At 64.2% G+C, this 14,123-nt stretch carries 12 protein-coding genes; 3 read left to right on the plus strand and 9 right to left on the minus strand.

From position 1 onward, the window contains the following. Entirely contained in the window at positions 1 to 2,856 is a 2,856-nt protein-coding gene (locus RVY76_RS00520; protein WP_317375073.1) for a monovalent cation/H+ antiporter subunit A, read from the minus strand. 419 nt (positions 2,857 to 3,275) lie between these two features. On the opposite strand from RVY76_RS00520, the gene betA reads away from it, so the two are divergent. Together betA and RVY76_RS00530 are read left to right on the plus strand one after the other, a co-directional pair. After that, the gene (gene betA / locus RVY76_RS00525; protein WP_317376685.1) at positions 3,276 to 4,892 is read left to right on the plus strand and encodes a choline dehydrogenase; all 1,617 of its coding nucleotides are present in this window, start codon (positions 3,276 to 3,278) and stop codon (positions 4,890 to 4,892) included. 43 nt (positions 4,893 to 4,935) lie between these two features. Then, a complete protein-coding gene (locus tag RVY76_RS00530; protein ID WP_317375075.1) occupies positions 4,936 to 5,241 on the plus strand; it encodes an HNH endonuclease in 306 nt (101 codons plus the stop codon). On the opposite strand, the gene RVY76_RS00535 is transcribed toward RVY76_RS00530, so the two are convergent. Together RVY76_RS00535 and RVY76_RS00540 are read right to left on the minus strand one after the other, a co-directional pair. Beyond that, complete coding sequence (locus tag RVY76_RS00535) at positions 5,238 to 5,855, minus strand: enoyl-CoA hydratase/isomerase family protein (RefSeq protein ID WP_317375077.1); 618 nt, start codon at positions 5,853 to 5,855, stop codon at positions 5,238 to 5,240. The genes RVY76_RS00530 and RVY76_RS00535 overlap by 4 nt on opposite strands. A 69-nt stretch (positions 5,856 to 5,924) precedes the next feature. After that, positions 5,925 to 6,683 (minus strand): SDR family oxidoreductase, encoded by a 759-nt coding sequence (locus tag RVY76_RS00540; protein WP_317375078.1) that lies wholly within the window; start codon positions 6,681 to 6,683, stop codon positions 5,925 to 5,927. A 118-nt stretch (positions 6,684 to 6,801) separates the two neighbouring features. Between RVY76_RS00540 and RVY76_RS00545 the strand changes: the two genes are divergently transcribed. Next, positions 6,802 to 8,151 carry a DUF2125 domain-containing protein gene (locus tag RVY76_RS00545; RefSeq protein WP_317375079.1) on the plus strand — a complete coding sequence of 450 codons (1,350 nt, stop codon included), beginning with the start codon at positions 6,802 to 6,804 and terminating at the stop codon, positions 8,149 to 8,151. A gap of 55 nt (positions 8,152 to 8,206) precedes the next feature. Here the strand turns inward: RVY76_RS00545 and dctP are convergent, their stop codons facing one another. From dctP to RVY76_RS00575, 6 genes are all read right to left on the minus strand, one after another. Continuing rightward, positions 8,207 to 9,301, minus strand: a complete 1,095-nt coding sequence (gene dctP, locus RVY76_RS00550; protein ID WP_317375080.1) for a TRAP transporter substrate-binding protein DctP — start codon at positions 9,299 to 9,301, stop codon at positions 8,207 to 8,209. An 18-nt stretch (positions 9,302 to 9,319) separates the two neighbouring features. Continuing rightward, the gene (locus RVY76_RS00555) at positions 9,320 to 10,642 is read right to left on the minus strand and encodes a TRAP transporter large permease subunit (RefSeq protein WP_317375081.1); all 1,323 of its coding nucleotides are present in this window, start codon (positions 10,640 to 10,642) and stop codon (positions 9,320 to 9,322) included. After that, positions 10,632 to 11,141 (minus strand): TRAP transporter small permease subunit, encoded by a 510-nt coding sequence (locus tag RVY76_RS00560; protein ID WP_317375082.1) that lies wholly within the window; start codon positions 11,139 to 11,141, stop codon positions 10,632 to 10,634. Before RVY76_RS00560 ends, RVY76_RS00555 begins: the two co-directional genes overlap by 11 nt. A 97-nt stretch (positions 11,142 to 11,238) precedes the next feature. Further along, the gene (locus tag RVY76_RS00565) at positions 11,239 to 12,561 is read right to left on the minus strand and encodes a TRAP transporter large permease (protein ID WP_317375083.1); all 1,323 of its coding nucleotides are present in this window, start codon (positions 12,559 to 12,561) and stop codon (positions 11,239 to 11,241) included. After that, on the minus strand, positions 12,554 to 13,039 hold the full coding sequence (locus RVY76_RS00570) for a TRAP transporter small permease (RefSeq protein WP_317375084.1): 486 nt from the start codon (positions 13,037 to 13,039) through the stop codon (positions 12,554 to 12,556). The genes RVY76_RS00565 and RVY76_RS00570 overlap by 8 nt, the downstream gene beginning before the upstream one ends. A 52-nt stretch (positions 13,040 to 13,091) precedes the next feature. Further along, a complete protein-coding gene (locus RVY76_RS00575; RefSeq protein WP_317375086.1) occupies positions 13,092 to 14,096 on the minus strand; it encodes a DctP family TRAP transporter solute-binding subunit in 1,005 nt (334 codons plus the stop codon). Positions 14,097 to 14,123: the final 27 nt, after the last annotated feature.

The following is a 14,123-nucleotide window of genomic DNA, read 5'->3' on the forward strand; positions in this document are numbered from 1 at the left end:
TCAATGTGTTCCTTCGGGTTCGTCTCGGGACGGATCGATGTCCATCGCATGTTCGCTGGGTGCGTCGCCCTGCCGGCGCGCGAGGCGCGAGAAGCTTTCGAGCGACAGCATCACGGCGCCGACGACGGCGAGGAACACGCCGAGATCGAAGCCCAGCGCGCTCGCGAGCTCGAATTCCTGCATCGGAGGAATGCGGAAATATCCGAAGGACGAGGTGAGGAAGGGATAGCCGAAGAACCATGCACCGATGCCGGTGAGGCCCGCAACCAGAACGCCAGCCCCGATGATCGTGTGATAGGGATAGCGTTGCCGCGCATCGGCCCAGGCGAAGCCCGAGGCCATGTACTGCATCACCACGCCGATCGCGACGACGAGGCCCGCGATGAAGCCGCCGCCGGGTTCGTTGTGCCCACGCAGGAAGATGTAGACGCCGACCATCAGGATCACCGGCAGGATCACCCGGGTCAGCACCACCATCATGAGCGGATGCGCGTCGCCCGCGCGCCGCTCCTCGTAGCCGCGGTTGAGCAGCCGGCGGCGCACGGAACTCGATAGGAGGGTCTCGGTAAGGGCGTAGATGACCAGCGCCGCGATTCCGAGGACGATGATCTCGCCGAACGTGTCGAAGCCCCGGAAATCGACGAGGATCACGTTGACGACGTTGTCGCCGCCGCCACCGACATAGCTGTTCTCCAGGTGATACTGGGAGATCGAGGGCTGCACGAAATCCCGCACCAGCATCGTGTAGATGAGCGCGCCGGATCCGAGGCCGCCCACGATCGCGATCACGCCGTCGCGCAAGCGCCGCGACACGGACGATTCGCTGGGTGTCCTGTTCGGCAGGAAATTGAGCGCGAGCAGCAGAAGGATGATTGTCACGACCTCCACGCTGATCTGGGTGAGCGCGAGATCCGGAGCGGAGAAGTAGTTGAAGCCGATCGAGACCACGACCCCCACGATCCCCATCAGGATCAGCGCGATGAGGCGGTTGCGATGGAACAGGACCAGCGAGATCGCGGCGACGATGAGAAGCCCCCACGAGATCAGCGCCGCGAAATTGAGCGGAAGGATCTCGCGGGTTGCAGGGCCGGCCGTGCCGGTGAACCAGGCATGCCCGGCGAGCGCCACGACCGTCACGATCATGATGCCGGCATAGCGGGTGAAGGCCCCGTTATGCAGCCCATGCGTGATCCCGCGGGCGAGGGCGACCGCACCCCCGACGACCCCGTCGAAAAGGGTCTTGGCCTCGGGGCGGGGGGCAGCCTCCCACGCGCGGGAAAGCGGCGAGAAGAGCGCAAGCAGGATCGCACCGCCCAGCACCGCGATGACCGACATGATGAGAGCGGTCGTCACGCCGTGCCAGATCGCGAGGTGATAGTCCGGAACCTCGGCCGCCGTGCCGATCACGGCACCCGTGACGATCTTGACGAAGGGCTCGGCCAGGAACGGCGCGACGCCCAGGCCCACGACGGGGATGATGAGAAGCGCGGGGGAGATCCACATGCCGGACGGCGGATCGTGCGGCTTGGCCGGGTAATCGTCGCGGACCGGGCCGAAAAAGGTGTGGACGATGAAGCGGAAGGAATAGGCCGCGGAGAAGAGCGCGGCGAGCGTCGCCACCGCAGGCACGAGCCAGGGAAGGTCGAGAAGTACGACATGCGTCGCTTCCTCGAGCATCATTTCCTTGGAGATGAAGCCGTTGAAAAGCGGAATGCCGGCCATCGCGAGGGCCGCGAGCGTGCCGATCGCGAAGGTGATCGGCATCAGCTTGCGCAGCCCGCCGAGCCGCCGCATGTCGCGCGTATGAGCCTCGTGATCGACGATGCCCGCCGTCATGAAGAGTGCGGCCTTGAACGCGGCGTGGTTGAGGATGTGGAAGACCGCAGCCATCGCCCCGAATGCCGACCCCGTTCCGAGCAGGAAGGTGATGAGGCCGAGATGGCTGACCGTCGAAAAGGCCAGAAGCGCCTTCAGGTCGTTCTTGAAGAGCGCGATGACCGCGCCGATCAGCATCGTCAGGAGGCCTGCGCCGCTGACGAGCCAGAACCACCAGTCGCTGCCCGACAGCACCGGCCAGAGGCGGGCCATCAGGAAGATCCCCGCCTTCACCATGGTTGCCGAATGAAGATAGGCCGAGACGGGCGTCGGGGCCGCCATCGCGTGCGGCAGCCAGAAGTGGAACGGGAACTGGGCCGACTTGGTGAAACACCCCAGAAGGATCAGCAGGAGCGCCGGAACATAGAGCGGCGATGACTGGATCACGTCGCGATTGTCGAGAATCACGGTCAAGTCGTAGCTGCCGACGATGTTGCCCAGGATCAGCATTCCCCCGATGAGGGCGAGCCCGCCCATCCCGGTCACCGTGAGGGCCATCCGCGCGCCCTGCCGTCCCGCGGGCAGATGCTTCCAGAAACCGATCAGGAGGAACGACGACAGCGATGTCAGCTCCCAGAAGATCAGCATCATCAGGATGTTGTCGGACAGGACGATCCCCACCATCGCGCCCTGGAAAAGCAGCAGGTAGGTAAAGAACTCGCCCATGTTGTCGTCGCGCGAGAGGTAGAACCGCCCGTATGCGATGATGAGGAGGCCGATCCCGAGGATCAGGCCCGCGAACATCAATCCCAGCGGGTCGAGGAAAAGGTTCACGTTCATCCCAAGTGCCGGCAGCCAGTCGAGACGCGCGGTCACGACCTCGCCCGAAAGCACGGCGGGAATATGCGTGGCCAACCCCAGCGCCGCGAGCAGCGTAACGAGGAACGTGGCCAGGAAACATGTCTGCCGGCCAGCCTGGTTCATCAGGCCGGGAAGCAGTGCGCCGAGGAAGGGCAGGGCGACGATCAGGAACAGAGACATGCGGCCGAATATGCCGGACCTGTCACGGGGGGCAATGGCTCCGGGGCGCGATCACGTCGATTTCAGTCGAATCGTCGTCGATTTTGCGGTTCGGCGTGCCGAACCGCAACGGCGCTAACGTATGTTGCCAGAAGGTTCGCACGTGGGCAGCCGCGGAAGCTCTCCTCCCGACCGCGGCCGCCCACGTGTCCGCCGTATCGCTGACAGATCCAGAACTGCCGCGACACGCGTCCCCTGCACAATTAACCCTCGGAGGCATTCCGGGATCGTGCCGGGAAAAGCGTTCCAAATCCTAGGCACAAAAAAATCCGTTTGAAAAGTATTTGTGCAGGTTGTGAACGAGAAAAGTGGTCGCCGACATCTGTGACATCGGCTCCCGGTTATTGACTGACCGATCAATCAACGCCATATTCCCTCTTATGAAGGACATTGCAGATTACATCGTCGTCGGGGCGGGATCCGCCGGTGCAGCCATCGCGTTCCGCCTTGCCGAGGCGGGCCACGAGGTCATCGTCGTCGAACATGGCGGCGGCGATCGTTCGCCGCTCATCCGGATGCCGGGCGCCCTCAGCTATCCGATGAACATGCGCCGCTACGACTGGGGTTTTGCGACCGACCCGGAGCCGCATCTGGGCGGGCGGAGGTTGCCCGTGCCGCGTGGCAAGGTGATCGGCGGATCGTCCTCGATCAACGGAATGGTGTTCGTGCGGGGAAACCCCGTGGATTTCGACCACTGGTCGCATATGGGTGCCGATGGTTGGGACCACGCATCCGTCCTGCCTTATTTCAAACGGATGGAAACGTGGCACGGCGGCAGCAGCGATCTGCGCGGAACGGACGGACCGCTGCACGTGACGCGGGCGGATCGATCGAACCCCCTTCATGCCATGTTCCGCGAAGCCGGACGCCAGGCCGGCCATCCCGCGACCGACGATTACAACGGGGCGCAGCAGGACGGCTTCGGCGCGATGGAGCGGACGATCTGGCGCGGCACGCGGTGGTCGACGGCGCAAGCCTATCTGCGTCCCGCACTCGCGATGCCGAATTGCACGTTGCGGCGCGGCCTTGCGTTGCGCGTGACCTTCGAGGGCGACCGCGCGACCGGTCTCGAGATCGCACAAGGCAGGCGGCGGAGCGTCCTGAATGCCCGACGCGAAGTGATCGTTGCAGCCTCATCCATCAATTCGCCGAAGCTCCTGATGCTGTCCGGCATCGGTGACGAGCGGCATCTTCGGGATCACGGCATCGATGTGCGGGCGCATCGGCCCGGCGTGGGGCGGAACCTGCAGGACCACCTCGAGCTCTATCTCCAGATGGAATCGCGCAAGCCAATCAGCCTCTATTCCCACTGGAACCTGTTCGGTAAGGCGCGTGTCGGACTCGAATGGTTGCTGACGGGGGGTGGCATCGGCGCGTCGAACCAGTTCGACAGTGCTGCTTTCCTCAGAAGCGATCCGTCGAAGGCCTATCCCGATCTGCAATACCATTTCCTGCCGCTTGCGGTCCGTTACGACGGCAAGGCCGCGAAGGGACACGGCTTCCAGGCACATGTCGGGCCCATGCGCTCGCAATCGCGCGGAGCGGTGCGGCTTGCCTCGTCCGATCCGGCGGCGGCCCCGTCGATCCGGTTCAATTACATGTCGCACGACGATGACTGGAAGGATTTCCGCCGCGCGATCGAGATGACGCGGGATATCTTCGCGCAACAGGCCTTCGACGATGTGCGCGGTGCGGAATTGCAGCCCGGATCGCATGTCAGGTCGAAGGAGGATCTCGACGACTTCATCCGCGAGCATGTCGAATCGGCGTACCATCCGTGCGGTACCTGCAGGATGGGGCGGGCGAGCGATCCGGATGCGGTGGTCGATCCCGAAACGCGGGTCATCGGTGTCGAAAACCTTCGCGTCGTCGACAGTTCGATCTTTCCGCGAATCCCGAACGGCAACCTCAATGCCCCGTCCATCATGACGGGCGAGAAGGCGGCGGATCATGTGCTCGGGCTCGCTCGTCCCGTGCGCGACGAGTTGGCGGCCTGAGCCGGGGCTTGTCGCCGGCGCACCGCGCGGCATTCTCATATTCATGAGCGCGCCGATCTGTCCCCTCTGCGGCCGGCCGATCCCGCCCGACGTGCCGCAGAGCCTCCATCACCTCGTCCCGAAACTGCGGGGCGGGAAGGGCGGCCCCGTCGTTCTGCTGCATCAGATCTGCCACAGCGAAATCCACGCCACTCTTTCCGAAGCGGACCTCGCGAGGAATTACTCGAATGTCGAGGCGTTGCGCGCGCATCCCCGTCTCGAGAAATTCGTGGCGTGGGTGTCGAAGCGTCCGCCGGGCTTTCGATCGCGCGTGCCGGGTGGGCGCAGGGCGGGCCGTGGGCGTCGCTAGAGGATTTGCTGTTTGATCGCTGCCAGATGCGCCGGATCGGCGGCGAGGGCCGAAGCGCAGAGGGCCTGTACCGCTTGATCCAGATTCTCGGCGATCTTGTCGACCAGCCCGATGCGAAGCGCCTCTTCCGCACCGATCTCCTCTGCACCGAGGAGAATGAGCTTCGTGCGTGCAGGTCCGAGGAGACGACCAAGCCTCACGACATCTGATGGCTGCGGGGGGAAGCCGAGACGCAATACCGGGTAGAAGAACCGCGCTGTCGGTATGGCGACCCTGAGGTCACAGGCGATCGCCATCCCGACAGCCCCGCCGGCGCAGGAGCCGTTGATCGCGGCCACGCTCAGGCCCGGGAATTCTGCCAGCGCCGTTGTCACCTCCCCCCAGAGCGGCGACCGGGCGAGACCCGCCCGCGCTGCCGGGAGATCCGCCCCGCCGCTGAAGACGGATCCCGCGCCCGTCAGGACGAGAACCTGCGCATCCGCTCCTCGCACGGCATCGCGAAGCGCGACGAGCATCTCCTCCGTCATCGCGTTGGCCTTGTCGGGCCGCGCGAGCGTGATGGTCAGACGGCCGCCTTCCTGTGCGAGGGCGACATCATCGGTGCGTCCGGTCATCGAGGCTCTTTGCTTTTCGAAATACGCATGGCCGAACGGTTATCCCGCGGCCATCCATCGAGGCAAGATCTAACGCCGAAGGCCGATCGTGTTCCGGATGTCCTCGTCCCTGAGAGATATCTCTCCGCCCAGATGCGCATCAGATTCGGCCCCGCACATCCAGACGAGCGCCTTGGCGGGCCATTCTGGCGGAATGTGATCGTCCCACTCGAGTTTGCTCACCGGATTGACGCCCGATGCCTTGATCTCGCGCTGCATTTCGGTCGCGACGGTTCCGGGCGAGAGGCCCATGATCCTGAGGCCCTTGTCGCGCGCCTCGTGATCCGCACAGCGCGTCAGCATCGCCGCCCCGGCCTTCGAGGCGCAGTAGTGCGACCATGCCTCGATCGGATTGTGGGCTGCCCCCGAGGAGATGGTGAGGATCGTCCCCGATCCGGCCTCGATCATCGCGGGCATCGCCGCGCGCATGCCGTTGAAGACACCCTTGAGGTTGATGTCGATGACCTGACCCCAGGCGTCCGGATCGGCGTCGCTCAGATGGGAGATCGGTTCGATGACCCCGGCATTGTTGACTAGGATATCGAGCGCCCCGAATGTCTGGATGCAGGCATCGACCGCCGCGCGCATTTCCCAAAAGCGACTGATGTCGCAGGGGATCGCGATGGCCGAATCCGCGCCGAGTTCGCCCGCGAGCTCGGCGATCTCGTCGCCCGATCGCGCCAGCAGCGCGACCTTCGCACCCTCCGCGACGAATTCCCGCGCGGCCGCGGCACCGATGCCACGGCTTGCACCGGTTATCAGTGCGACTTTTCCGTTGAGCTTGCCCATCGCAGTTCCTTCCATCGTGAGCCCGCGTGAAAGGCTAGGGCGAGGGCCTGCCTTGACCAGAGGACCTGCGAACGACATTTTCCGCGGATCGCCCGTTTCGGGCCCGAGGTTGCCGACCATGTTCCGTCCCATTCTGGCGATCTCGTTCGCCCTTATCTCCACGTCTCTGCCGCTGAGCGCCGAGATCACGGCCGACACCCTTTGGGATGTCTGGCAATCCGGCGACCGGCCGGTCGAGGCGCGTCTGGTGGATCGCGAAGCGGGTACCTTAGTGCTCGAAGGTGTGACCTTCCGTGGCGGTGCGATCACCTATCGTGCGGATCGCATGACGCTCGCGGATCGGGAAGACGGGCGCGTCGCAGTGGCGATCGAGGGGCCGATCGACATGTCGATACGTGGTTTGCCCGAGGGTGCCGTTGCGATGATCGACCCGTCCGATGCCGAAATCCTCGTGGATCGCGACGGTGACGATCTAACCTACGACATCGACGGCGACGGACTCACCGCAACGCTTTCCGGAATGGGGCCATCGTTTCCCACCGCGGATTACCGTCTCGTCGATCTCAAAGCGACATTCGTGGCCGATGCGGCGAGCGGTGCGCTGCGCGACATGACCGCTTCGGTCGGCCGCCTGCTGGCGCAGTTCGTGCTGCCGGACGGTCCGGGGACCGACGTCGATCTCAAGTTCGACGGGCTCACGGGGGGGGCGACCTGGCAGGGCGACCGAGATTACGAGACCCAGACCAACTTTGACGCGCTGACCATTGAGCTGGAAAGCGTCGTGCTAGGCGAACCGCTCGACGTCACATTGCGGGCCGGAAAAGGGCAGTTTTCGGGCGGTCTCGCGGATCTTGTCGCCACGACGCAGCTCGACCTGTCCGATGTTTTGGCGGTCGCAAAGGGCGATGCGGTCCCTCGGGACGACGGGGCGGCGACGATGAAATCTCTCCACCTCGCAGCGCGGGTGCCGGCATTTGCCGGTACCGATCCGGTGCCTGTCTCGCTCGAGATCGACGCGCGGGACGTGGTGCCTACGGCTGCATACTGGACACGGCTCGACCCCGATGCGGTGCTAACCCGCGATCCGATGCAGGTTCACCTTGCGATGTCGGGACACGCCAGCCTTCCGCAAGCGGAGGATGCAGGATGGGCTGAGACAGTGTCGGATCTGACGATCGACCGGATGCGCTTGTCGGGCCTCGGGACCGAGATCACGGGAAAAGGACAGGTGGAGATGCCGATGTCCCCGAGATCGGCGGATGGCACGCTGTCGTTCGTCGCGACCGGGCTTCTCGATACGATCGGAGCCTTGGGGAAATCGGGTCTTCTACTGCCGGGTCCGGAGCTCGGCGCGCGGATGGGGCTCGCCTTCGCGACGATGCCCAATCCCGATGGAGACGGTTTGCTGAGCAAGGTCAAGTTCGGCCCCGACGGAACGATCCGGATGAACGAGATCGTGCTGCGCTGAGCCATCGGGGGCGTCCCGCCCGGCCAGAGCCGGGCGGGGTCGTTCCGGGTACGCGTCAGCCGTCCACGCAGGCGCGGAGGTCGTCGACCGACGGTCCTTCGGGATTGCGCCCGAGATTGTAGGGCTCCGAAGCGCCACGCCATTGAGCGTAGTTGTCGAGATATTCGACCATCGACAGGTAGACGCGTCCGGCCGTCGGGCTTTCGCAGGACACCTCGACGATCACCTCGTTGGCGATCTGCTGGACTTCGGCGAGTGCCTCGTCGGTATAGCGGTCGATCTGTACGGCTTCGTCCCACTTTTCATAGGCTTCGGTCGCGCGCTTTTCGGTGAACGCCAGCGACCATAGCATGGTGGCATCGGCCGCGATCCTGACCTTCTCCTGCGTTTCGGGGCTGAGGGCGTCCCAGGCGGCCTGATTGATCATGACGCCGAAGACCGACGCGGATTGGTGCCATCCGGGCGTCGACCAATTGGTCGTGACCTGCTGGAAGCCCGCCGACCAGTCGACATTCGGCGTCGAGAATTCGCCGCCGTCGATCACACCGCGTTCCAAAGCCTGATAGACCTCGCCTCCCGCCATCGAGACCTGGCTGGCCCCGAGGCGTTCGACGATGCGGCCCTGCTCGTTTCCCGAGACCCGCAGGCGCATGCCCTGCAGATCCTCGAGCGTCGTCATCGTCTTGTTGGTGTGAAAACCGCTTTCGTTGTTGCTCACGCCGAAGGGGAGGTAGTGCATCCCGAAATTGCCGTAAGTCTCCTCATAGAGTTCGCGGCCGCCCCACTGGTTGATCCAGTTCACGTAATCGACGGCGTTGAAGAGCGCGGGCGTGGTGGCGAGCGGTGTGAAGGCCGCGTCGCGTCCGGCCCAGTAGCCCGGCCAGTCGCCGCCCGCCTGCACCGTACCCGACTGGACCGCGCCGAAGACCTCGCCCGCCGGGACGAGCGATCCGCCCTCGTAGAAGTCGATCGTCAGCTCGTCCCCCGCGAGCTTGTTGACGAGTTCCACGAAATGGCGGTCGGTCTCGATGATCTCGAGCGAGGAGGGCCAGGTCGATGTCATGGTCCACGTCGTCTGTGCGCTTGCCGCACCGGCAAAACCCGTTGCGAGCGCGCCGAGCGCTGCCACCGTGATGAATCCGGTCTTCATTGTCTTCTCCCTGTTTGTTTATTGATAGAGAACCGCAGGCAGCCACGTGACGGTGGCCGGCACCGCGGCGACGAGCAGACACATGAGGACGATGAGGCCGATGAACGGCAGCACGCCCAGGATGATGTCGGTCGTTCTGACCTCCTTCGGGGCGATCGCGCGCAGATAGAACAGCGCGTATCCGAAGGGCGGTGTCAGGAAGCTCGTCTGCAGGACGACGGCCATCAGCACGACGAACCAGAGCAGGTTCACGTTTTCCATCTCCTGGATGATCGGCAGGAAGATCGGAAAGCTTAACAGCACGATGCCGGTCCAGTCGAGGAAAGCACCGAGGATGAAGACGATCAGCAGCATGACCCCGAGCAGCATCCAGGGTTCCATGTCGAGACCGCGCATCAGATCCTGCGTCGCGCGCAGGCCACCCGTGATGTTGAATACGCCCGTGAAGGCCGTGGCCCCGACGACGATGAAGAGGATCATCGCGCTGGTCTTTCCGGTCTCCTTCAATGCGTCGTAGAACGAGGGCCAGGTGAAGCGACGCCGTGCGATGACGATCAACAGCGCGAGGATCGCACCGATCGCCGACGCTTCGGTCGCGGTGGCGATCCCCGCGAGGAGCGAGCCGAGGATGCCGAAGATGAGGAGGAGCGGAGGCATCGCCTCCTTCAGGAGCATCGCGACGAGCGCGCCGCGCGGCGGCATGTCGTCCGGTGCGACCGACGGGGCCATGTCGGGCCGGACGACGGCCACGATGAACACCCAGACCGCGTAGAGCACGCCCAGGATCAGACCGGGCACCATCGCGCCCGCGAAGAGCTCGCCCACCGAAAGCGGCGAATAGGAGGCCATCAGGATGAGCATGATCGAGGGCGGGATGAGAATGCCGAGACAGCCCGACGCGGCGATCACCCCCGTGGTCAGCGACGGCGCGTAGCCGTATTGCAGCATGGGTCTGAGCGCCATGACGCCCATGACCGTGATCGACGCGCCGATGATGCCCGTGGTGGCGGCCAGCAGGATCGAGATGAACACCACCGCAAGCGCGAGCCCGCCCCGGACGTTCGACATGAGGAGTCTCAGCGACTCGAACATCCTGTCGGTCACGCCCGAATTGCTCAGGAACTGCGCCATCAACACGAAGAGCGGGATCGCGATGAGGGTATAATTGTCGAGCACGTCGCCGTAGATGCGGTTGATGACGATGCCCAGGACCATGGTGCGATCGGCGATGACCGCCCCGAGCACGGCCGTTCCGCCCAGCACGAAGGCCAGCGGATGCCCCATCATCAGCCCGGCGAGCAGCATCGCGAACATGATCAGCGCAATGGTCTCACCGCCCATCGAGGCTCTCCCAGTAATAACGCCCGAGGACGAGTTTCAGAACCTCGGATATGCCCTGAAGCAGCAGCAGTATCGCCGCGACGCAGAGCCCGGCCTTGAGCGGATAGACCGGAATGGCGATGGCACCGTAGGTGACCTCGTTCTGCGCCCAGGAGGTGGCGGCGAAATCGTATGACCGGGTGACGAAGACCCAGGCGAACGGGAAGAAGAATATCAGGTATCCCGCGATTTCGACGATGCGCCTGACGCCGTTGCCGAATTTCTCGGTCAGCAGGTCCACGCGGACATGCGATTGATGCTTCAACGCGTAGCCGCCGAGCAGCACGAAGTAGAAGCCATAGGCCTGTTTCGCCACGTCGAAGGCCCAACGCGTCGGCGCGTTGAAGAGGTATCGCATCGTGACGTCGTAGATGATGATGGCCGCGAAGATCACGGCAAGGATCACGACGATCCGGCCCACAACCTCGTTGAGCGCGTCCAGTGCTCGGATTATCGGCACTCTTATGTCCTCCCTCGGGCGACTTTTTTTGTCGTCCGTTACGAGGGAGGCTGCCATTCTTCCCGCGACCCTGCAAGCTTTACGAGGCGTCTCGTCTTCAGCGCAGCCATTCGACGAAAATGAGGGAAAGGCGCGGCACGGCTGCGATCACCGCAAGACCCAGCAGGCTAAGGACCAGGAAGGGCAGCGCGCCGCGGGCCACCCGCTCGATCGACAGCCTGGTGACGTTGGCCGCGACGTAGAGGTTGATGCCGACCGGGGGCGTGATCAGCCCGATGGCGAGGTTCACCATGACGAGCACGCCGAACCATACCGGATCCCAGCCGAGTTCGCGCACGACCGGCATCAGGATCGGCAGGGAGATGAACATCACCGTGACCGGATCCATGAACATGCCCGAGACGAGCAGGATCACCATGATGACCGACAGGATCACCCAAGGCCTGTCACTGATCGACAGCAAGGCCTCGGAATAGGTGCCGACGAGGTCTTCGACCGTGACGACCCAGCCGAAGAGGCTGGCATAGGCCACGACCAGCATAACCACCGCCGAAGAGGCCGCTGCATCGCCCAGCGCGTCGTAGAGGTTGCGCAGCGTCAGAGTGCGGTAGGCGAAGGCCCCGACCCCGAGGGCATAGACGGTCGCGACGAGGGCGGCTTCGGTCGGCGTGAAGATCCCCGAATAGATGCCGCCGAGGATCACGAGCGGCGTCATCAATCCCCAGAAGCTTTCGCGGAAGGACCGCCAGAGCGCGCGGAGATAGCTTTCGCCGCGATAGGGGTCGGGGCTCAGTGTGTCGAGCGTCGCGCTGCGGGTCCGTCCGGCGAAGGGAAGTGCGGCGAGCATCGCGATCCCCATGAAAAGACCCGGCAGGATCGCCGCGATGAAGAGCTGCGAGATCGAGGTTTCGGCGATGACGCCATAGATGACGAGGCCGATCGACGGCGGGATCACGATCGAGAGCGCGGCCCCCGTGCAAACGAGGCCCGCGGCATAGGCGCGGGGATAGCCATCATCCTCCATCCCCTTGATCACCATCGGCCCGATCGCGGCGACCGATGCGGGTCCCGACCCGCTGACCGCCCCCCAGAAGAGGCAGACGACCGTGCCGACGAGGCCCATGCCCCCCGGCAGACGACCGACAAGGATCCGGAAGAAGCGGATCATCCGTTCCGCGATCCCGAGCGAGCCCATCAGCGTGCCCGCAAGGATGAAGAACGGAATGGCGAGAAGCGCGTATTTCGTGATGCCGGTGGCGATCAGGTCGCCCGCAAGGTCGAACCCGAACCCGATTTTCCACATGGCGAAGAGTGCCGAAAGCCCGAGTGCGAAGGCGACCGGCAGACGCAGCGCCATGAGGCCGAAGAAGACGAGCACCATCTGCGTGCCCGCAGGGATGTCAGGCAGCAGGTCAGGCATCGGGGATCTCGATCTCGGCGCGGCCCTTCAGGAAATCGCGCGCATGCTGAAGGTAGCGCAGAATGACCAGCGCAAAGCCGAAGGGGACCGCAGCCTGATAATACCAGGCCGGAACACCGAGGGCGTAGGACGCCATGCTGTTCGCATAAAGATTGGCGAGCGTCTGCCAGGAGAACCACGCCGACATCGCCAGAAGCAGAACCGACAGCGCCACCGAGAGGATAAAGACCGGACGCCAGAGACGCGGGGGAAGGGCGTCGTGAACCAGCGTCACCGCCAGATGTTCACCCCGCCGCGCGGCGAGCGCCGCCCCGAAGATGGTGAGAAGCAGAAATCCGTTCGTCAAAAGCTCTTCGGTCGCCGCGAGGGAGTAATTCGTCAGATAGCGCGCGACGACATTGGCGAAGCCCAGGAACGTCATCCCGAAAAAGATCGCCGCGCAGACGATCTTTTCCGCATCTCTGAGAAGGAAGGCCATGAAGAAAACGCCTCGATCGGGGGAGGGGGCGGGCCCCCTCGCGCCCGGGGGGTCAGTTGGAGGAATTGCCGTCCGCTTGGGCGATCGCATCCTGGAAGGCGCTCACGATTTCCGTGCCCACGCGGTCGGCCCATTCATCGAATGCGGGCTGCGTCGCTTCGCGGAAGGCCTGAAGCTCCTCGTCGCTGGGTTCGTAGACTTCCATCCCCTGCTCGCGCAGGAAGCCGATCCCTTCCTCGGTGCCCTCGCGGGTGATTTCGCGCTGATACTCCATCGCCTCGGTCGCGGCCTCCTGCATCGCCGCTTGTGTCTCGGCATCGAGACTATCCCATTTCTCGGCGGACACGCCGAGGAAGATCGGGTCGTAGGAGTAATGCCAAGCAGTCAGGTAATCCTGCATCTCGTAGACCTGCTGCGGGATGATCACGGCCCCGATCGGGTTTTCCTGTCCGTCGACGACGCCCTGCTGCAGCGCGGTCAGGGTCTCGGACCATTGCATCTGCTGCGGATTGGCACCGAGCGCGTTCATCACGTCGATATACATTGGTCCCGCGACGCGCATGTTGAGGCCCTGCAGGTCTTCCGGGCTCTGGATCGGGCGGACGCTGTTCGTGACCTCGCGGAAGCCGTTCTCGCCCCAGGCCAGCACCTTGATCCCGCTTTCCAGCAGGATTTCCGACAGCATTTCGGCGGGTGCGCCCTGCGTCGTCGCGTCGACCTCGTCGTAATTCGCATAGAGATAGGGCAGAGAGAAGACGGCCATCTCGGGGACGAGGGGCGTCACGTTGATCGCCGACGTCACCACGAGGTCGAGCGCGCCGCGGCCGACCATCTCGGCCTGGCGCATCTGATCGCCGCCCGAGAGCTGAGCATTCGGAAAGACCCGGACATCGTAGTCGCCACCGGTCTTCTCGGACAGCAATTCGCCGAAGCGTTCGGCCCCCTGATGCCACGTCGTCGTGTCGCCCACATTGTGCGACAGGCGCAGCGTCTCGGCCTGTACGCCGCCCGCAACCAGCGTCGCGGCGATCAGGCAGCCGAATTTCATGATGCTCATCGTCGTTCCCCCCTCGGAAATTCCTCG

Source organism: Palleronia sp. LCG004 (genome assembly GCF_032931615.1).
Classification (GTDB): Bacteria; Pseudomonadota; Alphaproteobacteria; order Rhodobacterales; family Rhodobacteraceae; genus Palleronia.